22 protein-coding genes are annotated in these 25689 nt (G+C 70.0%); 13 read left to right on the top strand and 9 right to left on the bottom strand.

What is annotated here, in order from left to right:
• The first annotated feature begins 4 nt into the window (after positions 1 to 4).
• A complete protein-coding gene (locus WFG93_RS00970; RefSeq protein ID WP_336644445.1) occupies positions 5 to 1012 on the top strand; it encodes an ABC transporter substrate-binding protein in 1008 nt (335 codons plus the stop codon).
• Between the two features lie 174 nt (positions 1013 to 1186).
• Here the strand turns inward: WFG93_RS00970 and WFG93_RS00965 are convergent, their stop codons facing one another.
• From WFG93_RS00965 to xylB, 4 genes are read right to left on the bottom strand one after another with little or no spacing between them, the layout of a single operon-like run.
• Positions 1187 to 2218: a phosphotriesterase family protein gene (locus tag WFG93_RS00965; RefSeq protein ID WP_336644444.1), complete on the bottom strand. Its 1032-nt coding sequence runs from the start codon at positions 2216 to 2218 to the stop codon at positions 1187 to 1189.
• Positions 2218 to 3147, bottom strand: coding sequence for a shikimate dehydrogenase family protein (locus tag WFG93_RS00960; RefSeq protein ID WP_336644443.1), 930 nt, complete (start codon positions 3145 to 3147; stop codon positions 2218 to 2220). Before WFG93_RS00960 ends, WFG93_RS00965 begins: the two co-directional genes overlap by 1 nt.
• Positions 3144 to 4115 carry a phosphoglycerate dehydrogenase gene (locus WFG93_RS00955; RefSeq protein WP_336644442.1) on the bottom strand — a complete coding sequence of 324 codons (972 nt, stop codon included), beginning with the start codon at positions 4113 to 4115 and terminating at the stop codon, positions 3144 to 3146. The genes WFG93_RS00960 and WFG93_RS00955 overlap by 4 nt, the downstream gene beginning before the upstream one ends.
• On the bottom strand, positions 4115 to 5623 hold the full coding sequence (xylB, locus tag WFG93_RS00950) for a xylulokinase (protein WP_336644441.1): 1509 nt from the start codon (positions 5621 to 5623) through the stop codon (positions 4115 to 4117). Before xylB ends, WFG93_RS00955 begins: the two co-directional genes overlap by 1 nt.
• A 76-nt stretch (positions 5624 to 5699) precedes the next feature.
• Here xylB and WFG93_RS00945 point away from each other — a divergent pair, with 76 nt between their 5' ends.
• Positions 5700 to 6299: a glucose-6-phosphate isomerase family protein gene (locus tag WFG93_RS00945; protein WP_336644440.1), complete on the top strand. Its 600-nt coding sequence runs from the start codon at positions 5700 to 5702 to the stop codon at positions 6297 to 6299.
• A gap of 19 nt (positions 6300 to 6318) precedes the next feature.
• Here the strand turns inward: WFG93_RS00945 and WFG93_RS00940 are convergent, their stop codons facing one another.
• On the bottom strand, positions 6319 to 8256 hold the full coding sequence (locus WFG93_RS00940) for a DUF2264 domain-containing protein (protein ID WP_336644439.1): 1938 nt from the start codon (positions 8254 to 8256) through the stop codon (positions 6319 to 6321).
• A 104-nt stretch (positions 8257 to 8360) separates the two neighbouring features.
• On the opposite strand from WFG93_RS00940, the gene WFG93_RS00935 reads away from it, so the two are divergent.
• On the top strand, positions 8361 to 9773 hold the full coding sequence (locus WFG93_RS00935; protein ID WP_336644438.1) for a sulfatase family protein: 1413 nt from the start codon (positions 8361 to 8363) through the stop codon (positions 9771 to 9773).
• Between the two features lie 39 nt (positions 9774 to 9812).
• Here the strand turns inward: WFG93_RS00935 and WFG93_RS00930 are convergent, their stop codons facing one another.
• Genes WFG93_RS00930 through WFG93_RS00915 form a run of 4 tightly spaced genes read right to left on the bottom strand, consistent with a single transcriptional unit; the run spans position 9813 to position 14789 of the window.
• A complete protein-coding gene (locus tag WFG93_RS00930; protein WP_336644437.1) occupies positions 9813 to 11246 on the bottom strand; it encodes a sulfatase family protein in 1434 nt (477 codons plus the stop codon).
• Positions 11246 to 12658 carry a sulfatase family protein gene (locus WFG93_RS00925; RefSeq protein WP_336644436.1) on the bottom strand — a complete coding sequence of 471 codons (1413 nt, stop codon included), beginning with the start codon at positions 12656 to 12658 and terminating at the stop codon, positions 11246 to 11248. The genes WFG93_RS00930 and WFG93_RS00925 overlap by 1 nt, the downstream gene beginning before the upstream one ends.
• Positions 12655 to 13650: a Gfo/Idh/MocA family protein gene (locus WFG93_RS00920; RefSeq protein WP_336644435.1), complete on the bottom strand. Its 996-nt coding sequence runs from the start codon at positions 13648 to 13650 to the stop codon at positions 12655 to 12657. The genes WFG93_RS00925 and WFG93_RS00920 overlap by 4 nt, the downstream gene beginning before the upstream one ends.
• Before the next feature lie 14 nt (positions 13651 to 13664).
• Positions 13665 to 14789 (bottom strand): GntR family transcriptional regulator, encoded by a 1125-nt coding sequence (locus WFG93_RS00915; RefSeq protein ID WP_336644434.1) that lies wholly within the window; start codon positions 14787 to 14789, stop codon positions 13665 to 13667.
• Between the two features lie 230 nt (positions 14790 to 15019).
• On the opposite strand from WFG93_RS00915, the gene WFG93_RS00910 reads away from it, so the two are divergent.
• The 10 genes from WFG93_RS00910 to WFG93_RS00865 all read left to right on the top strand — a co-directional run bounded on the left by WFG93_RS00910 (position 15020) and on the right by WFG93_RS00865 (position 25623).
• The gene (locus tag WFG93_RS00910) at positions 15020 to 16312 is read left to right on the top strand and encodes an ABC transporter substrate-binding protein (RefSeq protein ID WP_336644433.1); all 1293 of its coding nucleotides are present in this window, start codon (positions 15020 to 15022) and stop codon (positions 16310 to 16312) included.
• The gene (locus WFG93_RS00905) at positions 16309 to 17268 is read left to right on the top strand and encodes a carbohydrate ABC transporter permease (protein WP_336644432.1); all 960 of its coding nucleotides are present in this window, start codon (positions 16309 to 16311) and stop codon (positions 17266 to 17268) included. Before WFG93_RS00910 ends, WFG93_RS00905 begins: the two co-directional genes overlap by 4 nt.
• 8 nt (positions 17269 to 17276) lie before the next feature.
• Complete coding sequence (locus WFG93_RS00900; protein ID WP_336644431.1) at positions 17277 to 18200, top strand: carbohydrate ABC transporter permease; 924 nt, start codon at positions 17277 to 17279, stop codon at positions 18198 to 18200.
• Positions 18200 to 19546: a sulfatase family protein gene (locus WFG93_RS00895; RefSeq protein WP_336644430.1), complete on the top strand. Its 1347-nt coding sequence runs from the start codon at positions 18200 to 18202 to the stop codon at positions 19544 to 19546. Before WFG93_RS00900 ends, WFG93_RS00895 begins: the two co-directional genes overlap by 1 nt.
• A 78-nt stretch (positions 19547 to 19624) precedes the next feature.
• The gene (locus WFG93_RS00890) at positions 19625 to 19984 is read left to right on the top strand and encodes a VOC family protein (RefSeq protein WP_336644429.1); all 360 of its coding nucleotides are present in this window, start codon (positions 19625 to 19627) and stop codon (positions 19982 to 19984) included.
• 231 nt (positions 19985 to 20215) lie between these two features.
• Positions 20216 to 21223, top strand: coding sequence for an EamA family transporter (locus WFG93_RS00885; RefSeq protein ID WP_336644428.1), 1008 nt, complete (start codon positions 20216 to 20218; stop codon positions 21221 to 21223).
• 95 nt (positions 21224 to 21318) lie between these two features.
• Positions 21319 to 21978, top strand: a complete 660-nt coding sequence (locus WFG93_RS00880) for a GntR family transcriptional regulator (RefSeq protein ID WP_336644427.1) — start codon at positions 21319 to 21321, stop codon at positions 21976 to 21978.
• Complete coding sequence (locus tag WFG93_RS00875) at positions 21975 to 23525, top strand: MmgE/PrpD family protein (protein ID WP_336644426.1); 1551 nt, start codon at positions 21975 to 21977, stop codon at positions 23523 to 23525. The genes WFG93_RS00880 and WFG93_RS00875 overlap by 4 nt, the downstream gene beginning before the upstream one ends.
• The gene (gene prpB / locus WFG93_RS00870; protein ID WP_336644425.1) at positions 23525 to 24436 is read left to right on the top strand and encodes a methylisocitrate lyase; all 912 of its coding nucleotides are present in this window, start codon (positions 23525 to 23527) and stop codon (positions 24434 to 24436) included. Before WFG93_RS00875 ends, prpB begins: the two co-directional genes overlap by 1 nt.
• Positions 24433 to 25623 (top strand): bifunctional 2-methylcitrate synthase/citrate synthase, encoded by a 1191-nt coding sequence (locus WFG93_RS00865; RefSeq protein WP_336644424.1) that lies wholly within the window; start codon positions 24433 to 24435, stop codon positions 25621 to 25623. The genes prpB and WFG93_RS00865 overlap by 4 nt, the downstream gene beginning before the upstream one ends.
• Positions 25624 to 25689: the final 66 nt, after the last annotated feature.

Genomic DNA, 25689 nt, shown 5'->3' with positions numbered 1-25689 from the left:
TTCCATGCGTTTCAGCAAGAAGAAGACCGCGTTCGCGGCTCTCCTCGCGGCATCCGCGATCGCCCTCGCCGGCTGCGGCGGCGGCGACGTCGTCAGCGAGAACCCGGGCGGCGGCGACGCCGGCGCCAAGAACGACGGCGAGATGTACGTCGCGCTGGTGTCGAAGGGCTTCCAGCACCAGTTCTGGCAGGCCGTGAAGACCGGTGCGGAGGAGAAGGCGAAGGAGCTCGGCGTCAAGGTCACGTTCGAGGGCCCAGCCGCCGAGACCGAGATCGCCCAGCAGCTCGACATGCTCACCACCGCGATCAACGCGAACCCGGATGCCATCGGCTACGCCGCCCTCGACCCCGAGGCGTGCGTCGCCCCGCTCGAGCAGGCCAAGGCGAAGGACATCCCGGTGGTGTACTTCGACGCGCCCTGCAACGGCGACGTGGGTCTCAGTCTCGCCGCGACGGACAGCAAGGCCGCCGGCGCGCTGGCCGCGGAGCACATGGCCGAGCTGATCGATGGCAAGGGTGAGGTCGCCATCGTCGGCCACTCGCAGATCAACTCGACCGGCGTCGAGCGCCGCGACGGCTTCGTGGAGAAGATCGAGTCGGACTTCCCCGACATCAAGATCGTCGACATCCAGTACGGCGACGGCGACCACCTGAAGTCGGCCGACATCGCCAAGAGCATGATCGCCGCGCACCCCGACCTCAAGGGCATCTACGGCACCAACGAGGGCTCGGCGATCGGCGTCGTGAACGCCGTCAACGAGCTCGGCATCGAGAAGGGCAAGCTGACGATCATCGGCTTCGACTCCGGCGCTGCTCAGGTCAACGCGATCAAGGACGGCACCATGGCCGGCGCGATCACGCAGGACCCAATCGGCATCGGCGCGCGCACGGTGGAGTCGGCGGTCGCCGCAGCCAACGGCGAGAAGCTCGAGAAGTTCTACGACACCGGCTCGTACTGGTACGACGCCGACAACATCGACGACCCGAAGATCGCGGCGGTCCTCTACGAGTGATCCGCTGACGCTCTGATCGGAAGGGCCCCTCGCCGCCGGTGAGGGGCCCTTTCGCATCCCCGGAACCGCCTCTCGCTCCGGTATGACTTTCTGTCGCTTGCGTCGCCTGCGAGCGGCACAAAGTCATACCGGAAGGAGTAGCGGTTCTCCGGCTGGGAGCGGGGCGGGGGAGGGTCAGGGGGAGAGCGGAAGCAGGCGGGCGGGGTTGTCGATGAGCATCCGGTCGACGGCCTCTTCGCCGACGAGGGCGCGCAGGCGCGGCAGGTAGCGCTCGCCGAGGTATCCCAGCCCCGGCATGCCGCCGTAGGAGATATAGCGCGTGCGGCGGGCGACATCCCCGCCCAGCACGATTCGATCGCCTGCCCCGGCCGCCACGACGGATGCCGTGAGGACCAGCAGCTCGGCATCCGAGCGTGTCCGGGGCCGGGCGAACCCGTCGTACCCCAGGTAGGCGCCCCGCTCGGCAAGGGACGCGTGCAGGCCGGCATCCGGGTCGCGGTCGGCATGCGCGAGCACGACACGGTCGGCAGCGACACCCGCCGCCGCAAGCAGGTCGAGCACCTCGTGCGCAGCCGTGCAGAACTCCAGGTGCACCATCACGGGGGCGCCCGTGGCGCCGTGGGCGAGCGCCACCGCGTCGAGCGTCGCGCGCTCGAACGCGCTGATCGACCAGTACCCGATACCGGCCTTCAGCATCCCCGCGCGCACCGGTGCGCCGGCCGGGGTGCGCGCGAGGGACACCTCAGGGCTCTCGAAGGTCTCGCCATCGTCGGCCGCCATGCCGGTCTGCACCTCGGCGATGAACAGCGCCGCCCGACGCTCGGCCTCCCACACCTGCAGCGGGTGGTCGGCGCCGTAGTGCGCTTCGCGGTGCATGCCGGTGGTCGCCACGATGCCGAGAGCGGTCGTGGCGCTGATGCGCGCGACCACCTCGGGGTCGCGGCCGAGACCGAACGGCGTGGCGTCGACCATCGCGGCGAATCCGCTGTCCTTGAGCAGAGCCGCCTCGGCGGTCGAGGCGGTCTCGTCGTCGAGCTCGTCGCCGGTCAGCAGCGGGCTGACCTGGAACAGGTGCTCGTGATAGTTCACCGCTCCGAGCGCGCTCGCCGCGACGTCACCGAGGACCGTCCGCACCATACGACCCGCACCGCCCGCACCGCCCGCACCGCCCGCACCGTCCGCGACGAACCCACCGGCGGACGCCATCAGCGCACCGATTCCGCCGCCTGCGCGAGCTGCTCGACCACATCGGGCGTGAGATCCAGCTCGAAGACGTCCGCGACCACCTGCGACCAGCCGTGGATGAAGTAGCGCCAGCCGTCGACCACATGCAGCCCGCGCTCACCCTGCTGCGCGCGCGCCTGATGCAGGAACTCCAGCGAACCGCGGTAGTTGAACTCCCACACCCACGCGTCCTCCGGGAACACCGCCGCATCGGTCAACGGGGATCCCGGACGATCCTTGCCGAGGCCGGTGGCATTCGCGATCAGCGAACCTGCCGGTGCGGCGGCGACGAGGGCATCCGCGTCGGTCTCCGCGGGGGTCACCACGTACCGGATCAGGTCATCGGCCGTGCCGTGCTGCCGATGCACCTCGCGCAGGTGATCGAGCTTGTCCTGCGAGCGCGCGGTCACCGTGACGCGCGCCGGCGCATCGGTGCGCTCCGCGAGGGCCCAGCTCAATGCCGTGCCCGAGCCGCCTGCGCCGAGGATGATCACCTCGGCGCCGGTGCGAGCGAAGTGGTCGGCCGGCAGGAAGTCGCGCAGCGCCAGATCCACCGTGAGCGGGTCCTTGGCGCGGCCGACGAGCCGCTCACCCCGCTTGGAGACGCTCGAGATCTCGCTGCACGACACGGCGAACGGGTCGAGTTCGTCGAACAGGTCGGATGCCGCGGCGTACACGTTCATCTTGTGCGTCGTCACCAGCGCGCCGCGATGGTGCCGATCGTCGCGGATGTGCTCCACCATGGCGCGGTAGACCGCGGGATCGGCATCCATCGGCAGGTCATGCCCGACCAGCGTCCGGGTGGGAAGGCCGAGGATGTCGGCCCACAGCGGGAACACCTTCATGATCGACGACGATCCGGTGGTGACGCCGACGAAGCCCATGTAGTCGTCGGTGGGCGTGCTGGTCATGCGGTCTCCTGACGAGCTGGCTGGGTGACGGGATGCGCAGGGGCGTCGCCGCGCAGCACGGCGATGACGTCGTCCAGCGACATCCGGCCCATGTTGTCCACCGCCTGGGTGGTCTGGGCGGCGAGATGAGGGGTCACGATGACGCGATCCGCGAGCGCCGCATCCAGAAGCGGGCTGGCGCCGGCGGCAGTGTCGCCGTCCAGGGTGTCGGCCGCGAACGCACCGAGCGTGCCGTCGCGCAGCGCCTGGGCGACGGCCGGCTCGTCGATGAGGTCGGCGCGTGCGGTGTTCACCAGCACGGCCCCGGGGCGGATGCCGGAGAGCCGGGCCTGGTCGACCAGGCGCTGCCCGCCCGGAGCGTGCAGGCTGATGACGTCGGCGCTGCGGAACAGCTCGTCGAGGTCGGTGGGCTCCGCACCGGCATGGCGCACGTCCTCCGCGGGGAGGAACGGATCGGCCGCCAGCAGCCGGCATCCGAAGCCGCTCAGTCGTCTCGCGACGCCCTGGCCGATGCGTCCGAAGCCCACCACGCCGACCGTCGCCGCGCCGAGCTCGCGTCCGCGACGCACGCCCCAGTCGCCCCGGCGCACCCGGCGGTCACCGTCGGTGACCGTGCGCAGGGCGGCGAGCATGAGCGCGACGGTGTGGTCGGCGACAGCGTCGGAGTTGGCGCCGGGAGTGTTGGTGACCCGGATGCCGCGCGCGGATGCCGCCGCCACGTCGACCGCCTCGTAGCCGACACCGTAGCGGGCGATCACCTTGAGGTGCTCCGCCGCGGCGAGGTGCGCATCCGTGACCGTGCCCGTGCCGGCGATCCACGCGTCCGCGCGGGCCAGGCTCTCGCGCAGCTCATCGAGGTCATGGTGGGCGGGACCGCGCACGATCTCATGCCCGGCCGCCTGCGCGCGGGCCACGAGATCGAGGTCGCCGTCCGAGAAGGAGCGGCTGGTGACGAGGATGACGCCCATCAGCGCCCTTCCTTCTCGTTGTGCTGCGCCCCGGCGAACCAGGGAGCGAGGGCCTCGTAGGCCTCGGTGAAGCGGGCGTGCCGGCGCGCGTAGCCGGTGTGACGGTCGGCATCCGGGGTGAACTCCGCGGTGACCTCGCTCAGCGCCCGCGCCGCCGAGAAGTCCGCCAGGCCCAGCCCGACGGCTGCGGTCACGGCCGCACCCAGGCTGTTGGCCTCCCCGACGACCGTTCGCCGCCGCACGGGGATGCCCCAGACATCGGCGAGCACCGCCAGGTATGCGTCGCTCTGCGCGCCGCCGCCGACGGCATCCATGCGCTCGATCACCGCCCCGGATTCCCGGAACGCGTGGATGCACGTGAGGAGGTTGAACGCGGTGCCCTCGAGCACCGCGCGCATGAGATGGGCACGCGTGTGATGGCGGCCGAGGCCGATGAAGGCGCCGCGGGCGTTCGGGTCCCAGATGGGTGAGCGCTCACCGAGGAGGTAGGGCAGGAAGTAGAGCTCCTCGGTGTCGACATCCGCGGCGGCCTCGGCGGCGAAGCGGCCGGTGTCGGGTCGGGCCGGGTCGGGGGAGAGTGCCTCGGCGATCCACTGCACCGAGGCCCCGCCGGCCTGCATGGTCGCGGTGGGCACGAACGAGCGCGGCACGACGTTGTCGAAGGTGAAGGTGCGCATCTGCCGGTCGAGAAGCGGCTCGTCGGACGCGAAGGAGATCCACGAGCTGGTGCCCAGGCAGACGTAGGCGCCGTCCTCCGGGGAGACGACACCCGACCCGACCGCGGCCATGGGACCATCGCCACCGCCCATCACGACCGGAGTTCCGGCGGCCAGACCGAGCGCGTCGGCCGCGGTGGGGGTGAGTGCGCCTGCCACGCTCGTCGACTCGAGGATCTCGGGGAAGAGCGCCGGGTCCAGGCGAGCCGCCGCGAGCACCTCGGTCGACCATGTGCCGGCGCGCTGGTCGTACGCGTTCGTGCCCGAGGCGTCGGAGCGGTCGGTGGCCAGGCGCCCGGTGAGGCGCAGCACGATGAAGTCCTTGGCGACGCACACCCGTCGCACGCGCTGCCACACGTCGGGCTCGTTGTCGCGCACCCACATGATCTTCGACACGGAGTAGGTCGGGTTCAGCCGGTGTCCGAGCAGCTGGTACGCGTGCTCCGCGCCGAGCGCGGACTCGAGTTCGCGCTGCTGCGCGCCGGCTCGGGTGTCCGCCCAGATGATCGCCGGTCGGGCGGGCTGGCCGTCGGCGTCCAGCAGCACCGCTCCCATCATCTGCCCGCTCACCACGAGTCCGGCGACCTGCGCGGGCGGTGTGCCGGTGCGCGCGAGGAGGTCGCGGGTGGCGTCGACCACCGCATTCCACCAGTCCTCGGGGTTCTGCTCGGCGATGCCGCCCGCGGCGAACCGCGCCGGATAGGGGACGGTGACGGATGCCACGAGGCGGCCGTCGTCATGATGCAGCGACGCCTTGTTGCCCGTCGTGCCGAGGTCGTGCGCGATGATCACATTCGTCCCTGTCCGGTTTCGGGTTTCGAGGTGTTTCGGAGTATACCTGTAATTACAAGTTACGAGGAGGCCTCATATGAGCACCACTGTCGACACCCCCGTGCTGCTCGAGATCTCGCCGGACGGCGGAATCGAGGGGCGCAGCCGGCGGTACGAGAAGTTCCTGGGCGACATGGCCGGTGTGTACCGCGACGAGGCCGCCTGGCAGGCGGCCGTCGCGGCGCGCGGCCCGGAGGAGCTCATCTACTGGGTCGACGACCACCGGTACCAGGACGGCCCGGGCGCCCTCATCGTGGGCACCAGCACCCTGCTTCCCGGGCGCTACGGTGAGGAGTTCGCCGTCACGCGCGGGCACCTGCACGCGGTCGCCGACCGGGCGGAGCTCTACCACTGCCTGAGCGGGCGCGGCGTGATGCTCTTGGAGACCCTGGACGGACAGTCCACCGCGATCGAACTCACCGCAGGGCAGGCGGTCAACGTCCCCGGGCACTGGATCCATCGCAGTGTGAACGTGGGGGACGAGCCGTTCGTCACGCTGTTCTGCTACGCCGCCGACGCCGGCCAGGACTACACCGTGATCTCGGATGCGAACGGCATGAAGAACCTCGTGGTCGTCGACGGTGAGGGCTGGGCTCTGGCACCCAACCCCGATCACACCGGATACCGTCCCCGCTGACGTGCCGCTGAGCCCGGGCTCAGGGCCGGCGGATGAGCTGCGCCTCGATGTCGGCGGGGAACGGTTCCGACAGCGACCAGCGGAACACGAGTCGCTCTCCGTCCGCGCTCAGCGCGACGTGATCGTCGTGCACGATGACCTCGCTGATCTCCAGCGCTGGAACGGATGCCGCTGACAGGGCGGTCTGCCAGGCGACGATCAGCTCGGCGGGCAGCGGCCCGAGCCGCACGGTGGGGCACAGCAGCACGTCGGCGCCGTCCGCCATCCGTTCCACGACGCCGTCGCTCGCAAGCGGGACGACCATCGGCTCCAGTGAGGGCGAGGCCGCCCAGGCGCCCAGGAGCCGCACCGCGCTGGTGACGCCTCCGCTGGCCACACGCGCCTCAGTCGCCTCGGACGCGCGGTCGTCGGCATCCGTCCCTCGTCCCCCCTCTGCGACCAGTGCTGCGCCGCTCACCCGGCCGGGCAGGCCCACGCAGCCCGACAGTCGCGCCACGTGCACGACAGTGTCGCCGGCGATCCTCGTCGCCACCTGGGAGAGCACGTGCCGCCCGCCCGCGTCGAGGGCGCGCGTGACCGCTCCCCCACGGGACCCGACGCTCGCGCGCAGAGCCGGGCGGTGTGAAGCGCCCTCGATGGTGATGTCGCTGTCGCGCACCTCGCCGGCGGGAACGGGCCGGGTGAGGGAGGTGAACTGCAGCCGGCGGTACAGCGGGTCGTCGCGCGTCGGGTGTCCGTCGCTGCCGAAGTTGTGCAGGCGTACGATGCCGTCGTCTCGGCGGGCGTCGATCAGCCACCGCGGGCCGTCGAGCACGCGGCGCACGTCCTCCTGCTCGATCTGCAGCGGCGTCTCCACCGCCGTCCACATCGGATCGTCCGCGGGGAGTGCGAGGCCGAGGAAGCCCTTCGCCGCCCAGTACGGCGAACCCGGCCCGCTGTAGGACTGCACCATGCTCGGAATCGGCTCTCGCTGCCAGCCCAACGACAGCACGCCGCTGTCGAGGCTGCCGCCGTCGACGAAGTGCTTCAGGATGCCGCTGGTCAGCCGACGGGTCCGGCCGGCGTCCAGCACCTCGAGCCCCTCGCGGCGCGCCATCCAGAACGGTGCCGCCGTCGCCCACCGGTAGATGAGCGAGCGGCCCTGGAAGACCGGCGCGCACCGCGCGTCGAACAGGTGCTGATAGCCGTCGACGAACGCGGCGAGGCGCTCGCGGTGCAGCGCGCGCCGATCGTCGAAGCCGGCGCCCATCAGCTCGTCGATGAAGAACGGGTACCAGTGGAACGCGAAGGCGTTGTAGTGGTCGAAGCGCCGGCCGTCGCCGTCGGTGTACCAGCCGTCGGCGCGGTGCCAGTCGTCCATCCGGTCGAGCGCGTTCTCGACGGTGTCTCTTCCGTCGGCGAATCCGGCGGCATGGTTGAACGCCGCGAGGGTGGCGCCGAGCAGGACGTGATTGTTGTCAGCGCACCAGGTGCCGCGTGCCTGCGCAAACCAGGAGTGCACGCCCTCACGGGTGCTGTCGTCGAGCGCCGCCCACACCGTGTCGCGGGTGAGATGCAGGGCGATGGCGATGGATGCCGCCTCGACGGTCCCCTGGCTGTGATCGGTGAGTGCCGGCCAGATCCGCTGCGCCATCGCGTTCCTCAGCGCCTCGGCGTAGTGCGCGACCAGCGGGGCGGTGCCGTCCACGCCCTCCGGATCCCCGGTGATGCGCAGCGCTGCGAGCAGGAAGGTGCGGGCGAACCCCTCCAGACTGTCCATGGCCGAGCCGGGGGCGCCGGCACCCGACACCCCCGGCTCCGCAGCGAAATCCACCATCGCCCCGCCGTGCGTCGAGCGCTGCCGGGCCGCGTCGAGGATCCGGTCCGCCGCAGCTGTCCAGTGGGCGCGCGTGTACCCGGTGAACGGGGCGGTGCGCAGATCGGCGGGCGGCATCCAGGCGGGAGTGGTCGTCGGCATGACTCGATCGTCCCGGCGGGGGAGAGGAGGATTCAAGAGGAGAAGGTGTTGAATCCTCTCCTCCCGACCCCGTTGACTGGCGGCATCCCACCCAGGAGGCCGAATTGCCGCATCGCCCGAACATCCTCGTCATCATGGCCGACCAGTTCCGCGCCGCGTCCCTCGGCGTCCTCGAGGAGGATCCGGTGCACACGCCGCACCTCGACGCGCTCGCGGAAAGCGGGCGGATCATGCGCCAGGCGGTGAGCGGATACCCGGTGTGCAGTCCGCACCGCGCGATGTTCCTCACGGGCATGCGTCCGCAGGTGAACGGCGTCACCCTGAACGTGAACTCCGAGAGCGGGCAGGACGGGGTCGGCCTGCGCGACGGCCTGCCCACGTGGGCCAGCGTGCTGCGTGATCACGGCTGGCGGACCGGCTACATCGGCAAGTGGCATCTCGAACCACCGGTCGCCGATGATGAGCGGTTCGGCGAGGGACGCCGCGTCGACGGCAAGGTGTGGGATGCCTGGTCGCCGCCTGCGCGGCGATTCGGATTCGAGTACTGGTACTCCTACGGCGCGGCCGACCGCCACCTCGCCCCGCACTACTGGACGACGGACGCCGCTCGAGAGGAGCGGGTCGATGTGGACCAGTGGTCGGCCGAGCACGAGGTGGACGTCGCCATCGACTTCGTTCGAGACAGCGGCGAGGAGCCCTTCGCGCTGATGGTCTCACTCAACCCGCCGCACCAGCCCTTCGATCAGGTGCCCGACCGCTACCGCGCCCGCTACGCCGATCTCGACGAACGCACACTCTTGAACCGCCCGAACGTGCCGCACGGCACCCCCGTCGCGGCCGAGGCCGCGGCAGTCGCCCGCGACTACTTCGCAGCCATCACCGGCGTGGACGAGCAGGTGGGCCGGCTGGCCGCCGCCGTCGCCGCCCAGGACACGAACCGGTCGACGGTGATCCTGTTCACCTCCGACCACGGGATGCAGCTGGGCAGCCATGGCCTGATGTACAAGAACGTCCCTTATGAGGAGTCCATGCGACTGCCGCTCATCGTGCACGCACCCGGCCTGGTTCCGGCGGGCGAATCGCACACCGTGCTGGACTCACTGGACTTCGCGCCGACCATCCTGGGTATCGCCGGGGTCGCCGGGGTCGCGCCGTCCGACGAGCGGCGGGCCGGTCGCGACCGTTCCGATGTGCTGCGAGGCGCGCCCGACGCGCCGGCATCCGAGGACGAGGACGCCACGCTCTACACCCGGTTCGCCTCGCGATCCGATGCCAGCAGCGTGCGCGGGCTGCGCACGCGCACGGCGAAGGTCGTCGCGACCTGGCATCCGGAATCGGGGTTGCACGTGCAGTTCTTCGACCTCATCGCCGACCCCTACGAGCAGGACGACCGCCCCGGCGACCCGCGCGCGCACGTGCTGGGGGCCCGCCTGTGCAGGGAACTGCAGCATGCGGGCGACGAATGGGAGGGCGCCGCGGCGCTGGCATCCGCCTATCCCGCGCGCATCGCGCGCTGAGCTGCCGGCGCGCTCGGCCCGTGGGCGTCGCCTCGGCCCTCAGTCCGGCGGCGCCGCCTCGGCCGGCAGCCCGACCTGCTCCCGCCAGCGCTCATGGGCGCGCGTGAGCTGCGCGACCAGCCGCGGTCGGCGGGCGGCGAGGTTGTCGCGCTCACCCGGGTCGCCGGCCAGGTCGGTGAGGATCAGGCCGTCACCGGTGTTGGTGTGCTCGACCGTGCGCACGTACTGCGCGGTCGGGCTGTCGCCGGCCACCGACAGCAGCTTCCAGTCGCCTCGGCGCACCGCCCACTGCCAGCCGCAGTCCCAGTGCAGCTCGCGCTCGGCGTGCGCTTCGGCGCCGCCGGCGGTGCCGGCGTCGGCTGCGGTGCCCTCTCCGGCGGTGCCGAGCAGTGCGCGCAGATCGCGTCCGTCGTCGTCCTCGTTCTTCGCCAGCCCCGCAGCGGCCGCGAATGTGGCCGCGAGATCCAGTGCGCTCACCGGTTCACGCACGACGGCGTGGGCGGCGGCGACACCCGGCCAGCGCACGAGGAACGGCACCCGGATGCCACCCTCCCAGAGCGTGTACTTGGTGCCGCGCAGCGCCCCGTTGTCGCCGTAGTTGCACTGCGAGCCGCCGTTGTCGGTGAGGTAGACCACGATGGTGTCCTCGGCGACGCCGCCGGCGTCCAGGCTGTCGAGCAGACGGCCGATCGCGCGATCCATCAGCTCGAGCTGGGCGAGATAGAAGGCCCGCCCGTCCGGCAGATTCGGGCTGATCGCCCCGTCGTACCAGTCGAGGTACTCCGCGGCGCCGGGATGCCAGTCGCCCGGACTCTCCAGACCGCGAGCAGCCAGCTCGTCGTCGGGCAGCTGCCAGCAGAAGTTGTGCACGGCGTTGAAGGCCACCATGGCGAAGAACGGCTGCTCGCCGGCATGGCGCTCGACGAACGCGCCGGCGCGGTCGGCGATCTCGTCGGTCGTGAAGCCGTCGAACTCGACGGGGTCCTCGCCCGACCAGAACGGCTGCACTCCCATCGCCTCCGCGGCCTCGCCGTACTCGGCGACCGCGTCGCCGGTGTGGTGCAGGTAGTGCAGGCGTCCCATCGACTGGCCGGCGAGGCCGTAGAACGACTCGTCGAAGCCGTGATGCGGGGGAGCGCCGCGGTCGGCGGCGGTCTCGTCGCCGTAGTGCACCTTGCCGAAGTAGCCCGTCGCGTAGCCGGCCTCGCGGAGCCGCTCCGCGATCGTGGGTGCGCTGCCGATGTGCGCGGAGTCGAACCACAGGCCGCCCCAGCGCTGCTGGTACTGGCCGGTGATCAGCCCCGCGCGTGAGGGGGAGCAGATCGGCGCGGTCACATATGCGTCGGTGCAGGTCGCGCCTTCCGCCGCCAGGCGGTCGAGCACCGGGGTGCGCACCCCGGGGGTGCCCTCGGCGGAGCGGTCGGCGTATCCGTGGTCGTCCGAGACGATGAGCAGGATGTTCGGTCGGGTCATCAGCGGGCTCCATCCCAGCCGGGCAGCGCGAACGCGCCGAGAGGGTCGTCGTCGAGAACGCGGGTCTGACCGGCGCCGTACACCGGCAGGCCCTGGCCGTCGGCCTGCACGGTGGCGTGGCGGAGGAACCACTCGCGCAGCATCCGGCGCAGATGCGCGACCTCCTCGGCACGTCCAGGATCGTCGACGAGGTTCACGCGCTCGCCCGGGTCGGCCACGAGGTCGTACAGCTCGTGCGGGCCGTGCGGATGCCGGTGCACGTACTTGCGGTCGCGGGTGCGGATCATGCGCGCAGGGCCGTATTCGCTGTGCACGACGATCGGACGCTCCACCGTCGGGGCTTCGCCGCGCAGGGTCGCGGCGAAGCTGCGTCCCGGGCCCCCCTCGAACTGCTCCCCGGGAAGCCCGAGCAGCTCGAGCAGCGTCGCGGGCAGGTCGTACGCGCTGAGCAGCTCATCGCGCACCTCTCCCTCGGGCAGGATGCTTGGCGCGGCGACGATGAAGGGAACCATGACCGACTCGTCGTACATGTTCATCGGGAAGGTGCCGTTGCCCTTGCCCCAGAACCCGTGCTGGCCGCAGCTGAACCCGTTGTCGCTGAGGAAGACCACCACCGTGTCGTCGGCGATGCCGTGCGCGTCCAGACGATCGAGCACTCTGCCGATCGCCGCGTCCATCGCGGTCACCGCGGCGAAGTACCCGATCAGGGCCTCGCGGGTGTCGGCCTCGCCGCCGATGGGTGCACCGTCGAGGGTCTGCAGCCAGGGATGCGGCTCCTCTTGCGGGCAGCTGTCGAACGCGCAGTCGCGGTACATCTCGGTGAACCGATCGGGATGCTGGCCGGCGAACGGCTTGTGCGGCGCGGTGAAGTTCACAGCCAGGAAGAACGGGGCATCCTGCTGCTGTTCGGCGTCGAGGAAGGCGATTGCGTCGTCGGCGATGACATCGGTGAGGTATCCGGTCACGTGCTCGGTGGTGGTCCCGTCGCGGTGCATGATCGCGTCGTGGTAAGGACTGCCGCCGCCGTCGAGTGCGTACCAGTGCACGAACCCGCGTCGCGGCACGTCGCTGGCGCCCAGATGCCACTTGCCCGACAAGCCGAGTCGGTAGCCGGCGTCGGCGAGGGCATCGGTGAGGGTCGGCATCCCGGCGAGGTGATCACGGCTGCCGGGCCCAGAGTGGGCACCATCGAGGTAGTCGTGCACGCCGTGCGCGGACGGTATCCGTCCGGTGAGCAGGCTGGCACGGGCCGGTGAGCACACCGGCGAGGTGCAGAAGAATCGATCCAGACGGATGCCGCGCGCGGCCAGGTCGTCGAGCACGGGTGTGTGGATCTCGGGGTTTCCGGCAGCGCCCAGCGCCCATGGGCCCTGGTCGTCGCTGACGATGAGGATGAGGTTCGGCCGTGTCATGTCAGGGCATCCGCGTCGGCGAACAGCAGGGCGCTGCCCTCTGCGGCGGAGCGGTATGCCGCCAGGACCAGCTCGACCACGTGCCGGGCATGCGCCAGCGGCACAGTGGGCGCGGCACCGCCGACCACGCGCTGGAAGTCCGCGAGCTGCGCGGTGAAGGCGCTCTGGATGTCGCTCGGACGGGTCCGGTGCACCAGCTGCGATCGACCGTCGGTGTGCACGGTGGTGCCATGGCGCGGGTCGATCTCGATGACCCCGTCGTCGCACACCACCGTCACCAGGTCGCTGCGGGTGGCCGGGTCGCTGACCACCACGATGCTCGCGGCCACTCCGTTGTCCAGGCGCAGCATCATCGCCCCGTCGGTCTCGACGGGCGAGCCGAAGCGGTTGACCGTGGTGGCGAGCATCTCCACGGCGCGACCGCCGCCGAACCACAGCGAGCGGTCCAGGCAGTGTCCGCCGATGTTCATCAGCGCCCCGCCGCCGGCGATGTCGGGAGAGAAGAACCACGGCGAGCGGGTGCCCGGTCGGTAGTCGGTGCTGCGGTTGTCGCGCACCATCCGCACCGCCCCCAACTCGCCCGCGGCGAGCACGTGCTGGGCGGCGACCTTCTCGGGAAGGTAGTGCTGGATGTGCCCCACGGTCAGGGCCACACCGGCGCTCTCGCACGCCGCGACCAGCCGGTCGCAGTCCTCGAGCGTGGTGGCCATGGGCTTCTCCACCATGACGTGTGCACCGGCGGCGGCGACGTCGACGCCGATCGGCAGATGCGTGGCGTGCGGCGTGTTCACGATGACGGCATCCACCACGCCCGCCTCCAGCATCCGCCGATGATCGGTGAAGACGACAGCACCCGAGGATCCGGTGGCCGCCCTGCGGGCGGCGCCCTCGTCGATGTCGCAGACGGCGGTGAGTTCGACCCCGTCCAGCTCCGCCGCTGCAGCGCAGTGGTACGGGGCGACGGCCCCGGCTCCGATCAATCCGATCCGCACGTGTCTCTCCTCGATCAGTCCTGGTGGAATGCGCTCGCGCCGCAGGAGCGACGGATGACGATGCGCGGCCGCAGCCGGATCTGATGCAGCGGGCACTCATCGCCCTCCACCAGTCGGCGCAGCATGACGTCAGCGGCCATGCGGCCGATGCGGTACTTGGGCGGGGCCACCGCGGTGAGCGGCACCTCGGCGAGATCGGCGACCTCGTCGTCGTACGAGACCAGCGCGACGTCCTCGGGGATGCGCATCCCGGCTCGTCGTGCCGCCCCCTGCAGCAGGGCTGCCTCCCGATCGCCGAAGACGAGGGCCGCCGTGGCCCCGAACTCCCGCAGCGCGGCGAACGCGGAGGAGCCGGAATCGGCCTCCCATTCCTGCTTCGTCAGCGCGAACTCCAGTCCGGACGGCAGTCCGAGGTCCGCGACGGCGCGGCGGTAGCCGCGCACGATGCCGAATTCGGTGACGGTGGCCGAGCGCGTGAGCAGCGCGATGCGCGAGTGACCCAGGCGCGCCAGGTGCGCGATGGCATCGTAGGCGCCGCCGGCGTGGTCGGAGCACACGTGCTCGGTGGTGTCGGCGGGTCCGCCGTCGGTCAGGCTGCGCTCCACCAGCACCACCGGGGCGGGCAGGGCCATGAGCTGCTGTGCCCGCGCAAGCGGGGAGTCGAGCCCCATCAGTGTGGGAGCCAGGATGAGACCGTCCACGCCGGCATCCAGCAGTGATGCGATCGCGTCGTCCTCGCGCTCGGGCTGGTAGCGGTAGGTGGCCAGCTGCAGCGAGGCGCCCGCCGCCTGCAAGGACTCGTCGATGCCCTGCAGAACCCGGGGATAGTACAGCTGCGTGTCGGGCAGCAGCACGCCGATGCGGCGCCGGGTGCTCTCCTCGCGCGGACGCGTGTGCGCCACGAAGCTGCCGGCGCCCTGGCGGCGCACGACGATGCGCTCGGCCACCAGCTCGTCGAAAGCCCGACGCACCGTCGTCAGTGACAGGCCGGTCTCCTTGGCGAGCTCCTGCTCGGTGGGCAGCTTCTGCCCGGCCGTCCAGGTGCCGGCGAGGATTCCGCGGCGCAGCTGGTCGGCGAGGAGCTCGAATTTCAGTCCTCGCGATCCCGCGTCGCGCACCGCTGCGCGCTTTCCGGCCATGCCGATCCCCTCCGTCGTTCTTCCTTTGATTCTTCGGTCTCTGAAGAGAGGAATAAAGAAGTATTCCTTGATTCCTCCCCTTCATTCGCTCGCTTACGCCTATGCAGTCGCGAACTCGCTCGCAACAGATCCGCAACGGATATCGGAATACTCCTTGAATACTCATGTATTGAGGGGCGAAAGTCGACGGACGCAGGCGATGACGCCGCGCACAGACGAAAGGAAATCCGATGGCGAAGATCCGAAAGGTCTCGGCAATTGCCCTCATCGGCGCGGTCGCGCTCACCGCCGCCGGATGCTCGTCCGCTTCAGGCGGCGGGTCCAGCGACTCCGGTGAGTTCACCTACTGGGCGATGTGGAAAGAGGGCGAAGCGCAGCAGAAGGTGGTCGCTCAGGCCATCGCCGACTTCGAGAAGGAGACCGGTATCGAGGTGAACGTCCAGTGGCAGGGACGCGACAACCTCAAGAAGACCGTTCCCACGCTCAACACCAACAAGGTGCCCGACCTCGTCGACGGCTCGTTCGCGAAGACCGCACCGGTGCTGGCCGAGACCGGTCAGGCCAAGCCCCTCACCGAGGCGTACGCGGCAGAGGTCGACGGCGACAAGGTGTCCTCGCTGATCCCCGAGGCGTACCTGGAGGACGACGTGCTCACGGTGAAGGGCGAGGACGCCCCGTGGATGCTGCCGTACTCGCTCACCAGCGACGCGATCTGGTTCAACAAGGCGGAGCATCCGGAGCTCGTCGAGAACGCGCCGCAGACCTGGGACGACTTCCTCACCACCATGGACGAGATGAAGGCTGCCGGCGAGACGCCCATCGCCATCGACGGCGACGTCGCCGGGTACAACGCCTACTGGTACACGTCGGCGATGGTGGGGCTGGCCGGCCCCGGCTCGCTGCGCGAGATGGCCGCCGACAAGACCGGCAAGGCGTGGGACGACCCGGAGGCTCTGGAAGCTGCGCAGATGATCGAGGAGCTCGTCAAGGGCGACTACTTCATCGACGGCTACAACGCCAGCAAGTGGCCGGCGCAGCAGCAGGCGTGGGCCGACAGCAAGGCCGTGATGCTCTTCAACGGCACGTGGATCCCCACCGAGACCGGTCCATACGCCGCGGACGGCTTCGAGTACTCGTCGTTCCCGTTCCCGTCGCTGGGCGACACCGCCCGCGCCGACTTCGTCGGATTCGCGGTGCCGGCCCGCGCGAAGAACGCCGAGAACGCGCAGAAGTTCGCCGCGTTCTTCCTGAACAAGAAGTACCAGGACGCGCTGGGCAGCGACGCCAAGATCATCCCGATCCGCACCGACGCCACCGTGAGCGAGGAGATGTCCACCGTCAAGGACGCGCTCGACGCCGCGGACTCCTATTACATGCAGAACGACGGCATCAGCTTCCCCGGCTACACCGAGAAGCTGCTGTGGCCCGCACTGAGCGATCTCGTGCTCGGCAAGACCGACGCGAAGACCTTCGTGCAGACCATGAAGACCGGACAGGTCGACTACTGGGAGCAGAACTCGTGACCGACGTCGCTCTGGCGCCGGTCGCCCCCCTCCCCGCCGCCCGACGCGGGCGGCGGGGAGGGGGCAGCACCATCGATCAGGCGCGTCGACGCCTGTTCGTCCCCTTCGTGGGACCGGCCTTCCTGCTGTACACGATCCTCTTCGTCGTCCCCTCGGTCTACGCGATCTGGATCAGCTTCAACAAGTGGGCCGGCGCCGGCCCCATGGAATTCGTCGGCTTCGGCAACTACACCCGACTGTTCCACGACAAGCTCTTCCTGCGCTCGTTCGGCAACACGCTGCTGCTGCTGTTCGTGGTCGGGCTCGCGATCTTCGTGATCGCCTTCGCGCTCACGCTGGTGCTGCGCGACATGGCCGGCAAGAAGATCGCCCGCTCGGTCATCTTCTTCCCGCACCTGGTCAACGCGATGATCTTCGGCGTCCTCGCCGGATTCATCTTCAACCCCGGCGGCCTGGTCAACACCCTGCTCGGCGCCTTCGGCGTCACCGATCCACCCGCCTGGCTCTCGCAAGACAACCTGTTCCCGCTGATCATGGTGATGATGACCTGGATCACCACGGGTTACTTCACCACGATCCTCATGGCCGGCGTGGACCGCATCCCGCCGTACTACTACGAGGACTGCGCCCTCGCCGGCGCGAACGCCTGGCAGCGGCTGCGCCACGTCATCCTGCCGCTCACCTGGGATGTCTTCGGCACGTGCGCCGTGCTGTGGACGATCTCGTCGGTGAAGATCTTCGAGATCATCTGGATCTTCGGCGGCTCGACCGGCGCCGGCATGCCGCCGACTCAGACCTGGACCACCGCGGTGTACACCTACGTCACCGCCTTCTCCGGCGAATCCGTGCCCGCCTACGGGGCCGCGTCCGCCTCGGCAGTGCTCTCGCTGGCGCTCGTGTCGGTGCTGGTGCTGCTGCTGCGTCGCGTGATGAAGCGCGAAGCGATCGAGTTCTAGGAGACATCGTGACTGCGACCCTCACCGAAGACACCACCCGCACGCTCGTCGTGCCCCCCGAGCACCGCCGACCCCGCCGCCGGCGCGGAGCCGCGATCGGCAACGATCGCAGCGTGATCCGCGGCATCGGCCTCGTGCTGCTGTGGGCCTTCGTCGTGCTGAACGTGGCGTGGATGGTGTGGATGGTCATCCAGGCCTTCCGCGACACCCGCTCGATCCTCGCCGACCCGTGGGGGATGCCTGCCTCCCTCGACCCGGTGAACTTCGTGACGGCCTGGACCGTCGGCGACTTCGCCACGGCGACGATGAACAGCGTCGTCACCACGCTCGTGTCGTCGTTCCTCACCGTCGCGCTCGCCGCTCCCGCCGCGTACTACCTGAGCCGAGTCGAGAACCGGCTCACAAATTCGCTGACGATGTACTTCGTGCTCGGGCTCGGCATCCCCGCACAGGTGATCGTCATCCCGCTGTTCGTCATGCTGAACGAGGTCTATCTCACCGACAGCCTGATCGGGCTCAACCTCGTGTACATCGGCGTCTCGATGCCGTTCACGGTGTTCCTGCTGACGGCGTTCTTCCGCTCGTTGCCGCTGGAGATGGAGGAGGCCGCCGCGCTGGACGGCACGACCGCCTTCGGCACCTTCTGGCGCATCACGCTGCCGCTGGCCAAGGGCGGCATCCTCACCGCCTTCGTGCTGCAGGTCATCTCGCACTGGAATGAGACCCTCCTGGCGCTGACGCTGCTGCAGTCCACCGAGAAGTACACCCTCCCGGTCGCGCTGATCTCCTTCATCCAGCAGCAGACGTACTCGGGCGCGGACTGGGGTGGTCTGTTCGCCGGTCTGTGCATCGTGGTGCTTCCGATGCTGGCTATCTACCTGTGGCTGGGACGCCGCCTCACCGAGGGCCTCACCCTCGGCATGGGCAAGTGATGACGGGCGCGGCGCGGTCGAACCTGCTCGTGGTGATGGCCGACCAGCTGGGCGCGCACGTCATCGACCGCGATGAGGGCTGGGTCGACACTCCGCACCTCGATCGGCTGCGCCGAGCGGGGGCGGAGTTCACCCGCGCCGCTGTGACCTTCCCGCTGTGCGTGCCTTCGCGCGCGTCGCTGCTGACCGGGATGATGCCGCACGAGCTCGGCGTCGGCGGCAACCGGCAAGCGTCGGCGGCGGCCGAGCCGGGCGCGCGTCCGGACAGCATGGGTCATCTGCTCACGGCGGCCGGGTACGACTGCGCGTATGCCGGCAAGTGGCATGCGCTCTCGCCGAGCGCCCCGCCGGATGCCGGATTCGACGTGCTGCACCCCTTCGGCGACCGCGGTCTGGCCGACGCCGCCGTGGAGTGGCTGCGTGGCCGCGGCGATGCGCCGCGACCCTTCCTGCTCTTCGCGTCATTCGATGATCCGCACAGCGTGTGCGAGTACGCGCGCCGGCAGCCAATGCCCTACGGTGACGTCGACCCCGGTGCCGTGCGCGATGCGCCGCCCCTGCCGGCGAACTTCGAGCCGGCGCCGTTCGAGCCCGAGGCGGTGCGCTTCGAGAAGCACGCCGCACAGCAGACCTACGGCACTGCCGCGTACACACCCGAGGAATGGCGCCTGTACCGCGCCGCCTACCGCCGCCTCGTGGAGCGCACGGATGCCCAGCTGGGGCGGATCCTCGACGCGCTCGACGAGTCGGGTCTGACGGAGTCGACACTGGTCGTGTTCACCAGCGATCACGGCGACGGCGACGGCGCGCACCGGTGGAATCAGAAGACGGCGCTCTTCGAGGAGTGCGTGCGGGTGCCGCTCTTCGTGAGCGGACCCGGCGTGATGCCAGGGGAGCGGAGCGAGCCCGTCTCGGCGGGACTCGACGTGCTGCCCACGCTGCTCGAGGCCGCCGGCGCCGACGTGCCTCCACACCTGCGCGGTAGGGCGCTGGCGCTGGGGCCGGGCGAAGCGGCATCCGATCATCGTGTCATCGGCGTCGAGACGCGCTTCGAGCGCTCCGATCCGCCGCTCACCCGCGGCCGCGCCGTGTACCGCGGCCGGTACAAGTACGCCGTCTACAGCTGGGGACGCCATCGCGAGCAGCTGCACGACGTGATCGCCGATCCTGGTGAGCGGCGCAACCTTGCCGTCGAATCGGCTTTCGATGCGGTGCTCGAGCAGATGCGCGCCTGCCTGCTGCAATGGTGCCTCGACACCGACGACAGGGAGTTCCTCAAGCTGGTGCCGCTGCCGGCGGATGCCGCGCCAGGTACGCAGGAGCGCATCTTCGCCATCCCCTACTGAACCTCGGATGCCAGAGCCCTTGTGCGCTCGACCACTCAGGCGCACAATGGCGGCGTCGACGGATGAGAGGACGAGGCAATGGCGCACGGTGACATCACGCACATCGACATCCCGGTGACGGATCTGCAGCGAGCGGGAGAGTTCTACAGCGAGCTGTTCGGCTGGAAGATCGCGGAGATGCCGGGATACGGGGGATACCCCATGTGGCAGGCGCCGAACGGGATCTCCGGCGGCGGGCTCGCCCCGCGTGACGAGGGCTTCAGTCAGCCGAGGTCGTACGTCGAGGTCGATTCGATCGACGAGACGATCGCCGTCGCGAGGGAGGCCGGCGCGACCGTGCTGATGGACAAGCAGCCCATCAACGAGACGAGCTCCTGGGCGGTGATCGTCGACCCCGACGGCAACCACATCGGACTCTACGAGACCACCACCCCCTGACCCGCTTCTGCTTCCCCCCAACCCCGCACCCGCTTCTGCTTCCCCCTCAACCCCGCACCCGCTTCTGCTTCCCCCTCAACCCCGCACCTGCTTCTGCTTCCGGTATGACTTCGTGTCGCTTCAGCGCGACTCAGGCGGCATGAACTCATACCGGAGCGAAGGGCGGTGAGGGCGGGGCGGTGAGGGAAGGGCGGTGGGGGTGGGGCGCGGTGGGCAGTACTCTTTGAGGCCATGGGGTCGATTACGCACGCGGCGCGGGGACGACGGTCGGGGCGGGCCGGCTCCCGCGCCGGCGTCGGTCTGGTCGTCGCGCTCGGCGCGGCGCTCTCGTTCGGCATGTCGGGGGCGTGGGCCCGCGGCCTGATCGACGCGGGGTGGACGCCGGGAGCGGCCGTGACGGCGCGGATCTGGCTGGGCGCCCTGGTGCTGCTGGTGCCTGCAGCGTATGCGCTGCGCGGCCAATGGGGTCTGCTGCGCCGCAACGCCGGCATGATCGTCGCGTACGGACTGCTCGCGGTGACCGCGACCCAGCTGTGCTACTTCCAGGCCGTCGCCGTGATGGACGTCGGCATCGCCCTGCTGATCGAGTACACCGCGCCGGCCGCGGTGGTGCTGTGGCTGTGGCTGCGCCGGGGCGAGCGACCGACGCGGCGCAGCATCCTCGGTGCCGTCGTCGCCTTCGCCGGGCTGGTGCTGATGCTCGACGTGCTCACAGGGGCGCGGGTGGATGCCGGCGGCATCCTGTGGGCGCTGGCGGCGATGATCGGGGCCGCCACCTACTTCGTGCTCTCGGCCCGGGAGGACACCGGACTGCCGCCGATCGTGCTGGCGGCAGCCGGCCTGCTGCTGGGCGCTGTGGGCCTCACCCTTGCGGGCCTCGTCGGCGTGCTGCCCATGGCGTGGTCGTTCGAGGACGTCGCATACCGATTCGGTCCGATCCCCCGGATGCTCGTGCCGTGGTTCGTGCCGGTGCTCGCAATCGGGGTGCTGGCGTGCGCGCTTGCGTACGTGCTGGGTGTCGCGTCGACGCGGATGCTGGGCTCGCGCCTGGCGTCGTTCGTCGCACTCGCCGAGGTCGTCGCCGCCCTGCTGTTCGGGTGGCTGCTGCTGGGCCAGCTGCCGGCGCCGGTGCAGCTGCTCGGCGGAGCGCTCGTGCTCGCAGGCGTGGTGATCGTCAAGCTCGGGGAGCCGGCCGCGGTGACCGAACTCGTGGAGCCCCTTCCTGACCCTCCCCGGTGAGCCAGACGCCCTGCCAGCCCTCACGTTTGTATACGCAAACCGGATGAATCACGATCGGAATGGACTCCCGATCGAGTTGTGTATACGCTAACGGCATGGCATCCGTCGTCGATCGTGTTCGCGCGAGCGACCGCGCATACGCGGCGCTGCTCGACGAGATCCAGTCCGGTGCCCTCGCACCGGGCTCGGTGCTCGCCGAGGTCGAGCAGGCCACCCGGCTGGGTGTCAGCCGTACACCGCTGCGCGAGGCGCTGCGCCGGCTCGCAGCCGACGGTCTCGTCGTGCAGCAGTCCCCGCGCGTCACGGTCGTCGCCGGGTTGGATGCCGCCGACATCCGCGCGCTGTTCGAGATCCGTCGTGCGCTCGAGGAGACCTCTGCCCGACTGGCGGCGCAGCGCGGCGACAGTGCGCTCTTCGCCGCGCTCGCCGAGGAGTTCACCCGCGTCGACCTCTCCGCCGACGAGGGGCGCGACGATTACTACACCCTCATCGCGCGGCTCGACGCCGAACTCGACGCGGCCGTCGCCAACGACTACCTCAGCTCCGCCCTGCGCACCGTCCGCGCGCACCTGGTGCGCGTCAGGCGCATGGCGCGCGACAAGCCCGAGCGGCTCGCCGCATCGGCAGCCGAGCACCGGCTGATCGCGCATGCCCTGGCATCGCGCGACGCCGATCTCGCCGCGCACGCCACCCACGTCCACCTGCACAACGCCCTCGAGAGCATCCTGCAGTCCCTCACGGAAGGAACACCATGACCGTCGCACACCACGTCCGCGTCCACCGCTCCGAGGAGGAGCTGCCCCGCGAGGAGCAGCTGGCCTGGAAGATCGCGCAGGTCGCGGTCGATGCGGTCGACGTCGAGCCCGAAGCCGTCGACATGATCATCAACCGCATCATCGACAACGCCGCGGTCGCGGCCGCCTCGCTCACGCGCGAACCCATCAACGCTGCCCGCGCGCAGGCCTTCAGCCACCCGGTGTCCATCGGCGGGCGCGGCGCGACGGTCTTCGGATGCGAGCTCGACGAGCGCACCAGCCCGGAATGGGCCGCCTGGGCCAACGGCGTGGCGGTGCGCGAACTCGACTACCACGACACCTTCCTCGCCGCGGACTACTCGCACCCGGGTGACAACATCCCGCCGATCGTCGCGGTCGCCCAGCACGTCGGATCCGACGGACGTGCGCTCGTGCGCGCCATCGCGACGGGCTACGAGATCCAGGTCGACCTGGTTCGCGCGATCTCGCTGCACAAGCACAAGATCGACCATGTCGCCCACCTCGGACCGGCCGCCGCCGCCGGCATCGGCGCCCTGCTCGGCCTCGACGCCGAGACGATCTATCAGGCGATCGCACAGGCGCTGCACACCACCACCGCCACGCGACAGAGCCGCAAGGGCGAGATCTCGACCTGGAAGGCGTACGCACCGGCGTTCGCCGGCAAGATGGCAGTCGAGGCGGTCGACCGCGCCATGCGCGGCCAGACCTCGCCGTCGCCGATCTACGAAGGCGAGGATGGGGTGATCGCGTGGATGCTCGACGGACCCGACGCCGCCTACGAGGTGCCGCTGCCCGCTCCCGGTGAGCCCAAGCGGGCGATCCTCGACACGTACACCAAGGAGCACTCGGCCGAATATCAGGCGCAGGCCATCATCGACCTCGCCCGCCGCCTCGGCACCGAGAACCCCGAGCTGCGCCAGGCGGCGCTCGGCGAGGGGCCGCAGGAGAAGCGCATCGCGTCGATCGTGCTGCACACCAGCCACCACACGCACAACGTGATCGGCTCGGGTGCGAACGACCCGCAGAAGTACGACCCGACAGCGTCGCGCGAGACGCTCGACCACTCGGTGCCGTACATCTTCGCCGTCGCTCTGCAGGACGGCACCTGGCACCACGTCGACTCTTACACGCCCGAGCGCGCCCAGCGCCCCGACACCGTCGAGCTCTGGCAGCGGATCGCCACCGCCGAGGATGCCGAGTGGACCCGGCGCTACCACTCCACCGACCCCGCCGAGAAGGCGTTCGGTGGCCGCGTGGAGATCACTCTCAACGACGGCACCTCGATCGAGGCCGAGATCGCGGTGGCCGACGCGCATCCGCTCGGTGCGCGCCCCTTCGCGCGGGAGGACTACATCCGCAAGTTCCGGGTACTCGCGCAGCCGGTGCTCGACGCCGCCGAGATCGACCGCTTCCTCGAGCTCGTGCAGCGCCTTCCCGAGCTCACCGCCGCTGAGGTGCAGCAGCTGACCATCATCGCGAAGCCGGGCGTGCTGGCATCCGCCCCCGCCCCCGCGGGGCTGTTCTGATGCTGTACGCCACCACCCCCGCGCACCACAAGCGCCGCGCGTTCCGTGCGCGCCTCGCCACCGGTGAGCTGCTGCGCTTCCCCGGCGCCTTCAACCCGCTCAGCGCCCGGCTCATCGAGCAGCAGGGCTTCGAGGGCGTCTACATCTCGGGCGCCGTGCTATCGGCCGATCTCGGACTTCCCGACATCGGACTGACGACGCTCAGCGAGGTCGCCGGCCGTGGTCAGCAGATCGCGCGCATGACCGAACTGCCCGCCATCATCGACGCCGATACCGGATTCGGTGAGCCGATGAACGTCGCACGCACCATCCAGACGCTCGAGGATGCGGGGCTGGCCGGCGCGCACATCGAGGACCAGATCAACCCCAAGCGCTGCGGCCATCTCGACGGCAAGGCGGTGGTCGATTCCGACACGGCGGTCAAGCGCATCCGCGCCGCGGTCGACGCGCGTCGCGACGAGAACTTCCTCATCATGGCGCGCACCGACATCGCAGCGGTGGACGGCCTCGAGGCGGCGAAGGAGCGCGCGAAGCAGCTGGTGGATGCCGGGGCCGATGCGATCTTCCCCGAGGCGATGCGGTCGCTTTCCGAGTTCGCCGCGATCCGGGATGCCGTCGACGTGCCGATCCTCGCCAACATGACGGAGTTCGGCAAGTCGAAGCTGTTCTCGGTCGACCAGCTGCGCGATGTGGGCGTGAACATCGTGATCTGGCCGGTGTCGCTGCTGCGCATCGCGATGGGGGCGGCCGGCCGCGCGCTCGACACGTTGAACGAAGAGGGGCATCTGACTTCGAAGCTCGGCGAGATGCAGCACCGCGCCGACCTCTATGATCTGATCGACTACGAGTCGTACAACCACTTCGACTCCGGAGTCTTCAACTTCCACGTCGAGCGAGGAGCGATCCAATGAGCGAGTCCGAGATCAGGAAGGGCCTCGCCGGCGTCGTCGCCGATGCGACCGCGATCAGCAAGGTCAACCCCGAGACCAACAGCCTGCTGTACCGCGGGTACCCGGTGCAGGAGCTGGCCGCGACGCAGCCGTTCGAGGCCGTCGCGTATCTGCTGTGGCACGGCGAGCTGCCCACAGCGGAGCAGCTGGCCGAGTTCCGCGCGACTGAGCGGGCGCACCGCGCGCTGACTCCGGAGGTCACGGTCGCGATCGACGCGCTGCCGCTCGACGCGCACCCGATGGACGAGGTGCGCACCGCCGTCAGCGTGATCGGCGCCTTCGAGACCGCGGGCACCGGCAACGTGCTGGATGCGGTGGGCACTCCCGAGCAGAACCTCCAGCGCAGCCTGCAGCTGTTCGCCGTGCTGCCGGCCATCGTCTCGTACGGTCAGCGTCGCCGCCGGGGCCAGGAGCTGCTCGCGCCGCGCGACGACCTCGACTACGCCGCGAACTTCCTGTGGATGACCTTCGGCGAAGAGCCGCACGGCGCGGTCGTGGACGCGTTCAACCGCTCGATGATCCTGTACGCCGAGCACTCGTTCAACGCGTCCACCTTCACCGCTCGGGTGATCACGTCGACGCTCAGCGACCTCTACTCGGCGGTCGTGGGGGCGATCGGCGCGCTCAAGGGCCCGCTGCACGGCGGCGCGAACGAAGCGGTCATGCACATCTTCGAGGAGATCGGCTCGGCCGACCGCGTCGAGGAATGGCTCGACGAGGCACTCGCCGCCAAGCGCAAGATCATGGGATTCGGTCACCGGGTGTACAAGCGGGGGGACTCGCGCGTGCCGACCATGAAGGCCGCCCTCGACACCCTCGTCGAGCACTACGACCGGCCCGACGTAGCTGAGCTCTACGAGAAGCTGGAGAGCGAGTTCGTGGCGCGCAAGGGCATCTACCCGAACCTCGACTATCCGTCTGGACCCGCCTACAACCTCATCGGCTACGACACGCTGACCTTCACGCCGCTGTTCATCGCGGCGCGCATCGTCGGCTGGACCGCGCACATCCTCGAGCAGCAGGTCTCGAATGCGCTGATCCGCCCGCTGTCGGCGTACAACGGCGCCGACGAGCGGCACATCGAGGAGTACGAGCCCGACACCGCCGCCATCGACGTGCAGGAGCGTCCGGAGGAAGCGGCCGGCTGACGGCATCCGTCCGCGCGTTCTCTCCTCGGGAGAAACCGCATCGGGCATGAGAAACCACGTGTGAAC

The organism is Microbacterium sp. USHLN186 (assembly GCF_037145155.1).
Lineage (GTDB): Bacteria > Actinomycetota > Actinomycetes > Actinomycetales > Microbacteriaceae > Microbacterium.
Note: the sequence above shows the minus strand (reverse complement) of the source record. Positions and strands in the feature narration are given on the sequence as shown.

Coding starts and splice junctions, on each gene's coding strand:
- WFG93_RS00970 (WP_336644445.1), top strand. CDS start 5: ATGCGTTTCAGCAAGAAGAAGACCGCGTTCGCGGCTCTCCTCGCGGCA.
- WFG93_RS00965 (WP_336644444.1), bottom strand. CDS start 2,218: ATGGCGTCCGCCGGTGGGTTCGTCGCGGACGGTGCGGGCGGTGCGGGC.
- WFG93_RS00960 (WP_336644443.1), bottom strand. CDS start 3,147: ATGACCAGCACGCCCACCGACGACTACATGGGCTTCGTCGGCGTCACC.
- WFG93_RS00955 (WP_336644442.1), bottom strand. CDS start 4,115: ATGGGCGTCATCCTCGTCACCAGCCGCTCCTTCTCGGACGGCGACCTC.
- WFG93_RS00945 (WP_336644440.1), top strand. CDS start 5,700: ATGAGCACCACTGTCGACACCCCCGTGCTGCTCGAGATCTCGCCGGAC.
- WFG93_RS00940 (WP_336644439.1), bottom strand. CDS start 8,256: ATGCCGACGACCACTCCCGCCTGGATGCCGCCCGCCGATCTGCGCACC.
- WFG93_RS00930 (WP_336644437.1), bottom strand. CDS start 11,246: ATGACCCGACCGAACATCCTGCTCATCGTCTCGGACGACCACGGATAC.
- WFG93_RS00925 (WP_336644436.1), bottom strand. CDS start 12,658: ATGACACGGCCGAACCTCATCCTCATCGTCAGCGACGACCAGGGCCCA.
- WFG93_RS00915 (WP_336644434.1), bottom strand. CDS start 14,789: ATGGCCGGAAAGCGCGCAGCGGTGCGCGACGCGGGATCGCGAGGACTG.
- WFG93_RS00910 (WP_336644433.1), top strand. CDS start 15,020: ATGGCGAAGATCCGAAAGGTCTCGGCAATTGCCCTCATCGGCGCGGTC.
- WFG93_RS00895 (WP_336644430.1), top strand. CDS start 18,200: ATGACGGGCGCGGCGCGGTCGAACCTGCTCGTGGTGATGGCCGACCAG.
- WFG93_RS00890 (WP_336644429.1), top strand. CDS start 19,625: ATGGCGCACGGTGACATCACGCACATCGACATCCCGGTGACGGATCTG.
- WFG93_RS00885 (WP_336644428.1), top strand. CDS start 20,216: ATGGGGTCGATTACGCACGCGGCGCGGGGACGACGGTCGGGGCGGGCC.
- WFG93_RS00880 (WP_336644427.1), top strand. CDS start 21,319: ATGGCATCCGTCGTCGATCGTGTTCGCGCGAGCGACCGCGCATACGCG.
- WFG93_RS00875 (WP_336644426.1), top strand. CDS start 21,975: ATGACCGTCGCACACCACGTCCGCGTCCACCGCTCCGAGGAGGAGCTG.
- prpB (WP_336644425.1), top strand. CDS start 23,525: ATGCTGTACGCCACCACCCCCGCGCACCACAAGCGCCGCGCGTTCCGT.
- WFG93_RS00865 (WP_336644424.1), top strand. CDS start 24,433: ATGAGCGAGTCCGAGATCAGGAAGGGCCTCGCCGGCGTCGTCGCCGAT.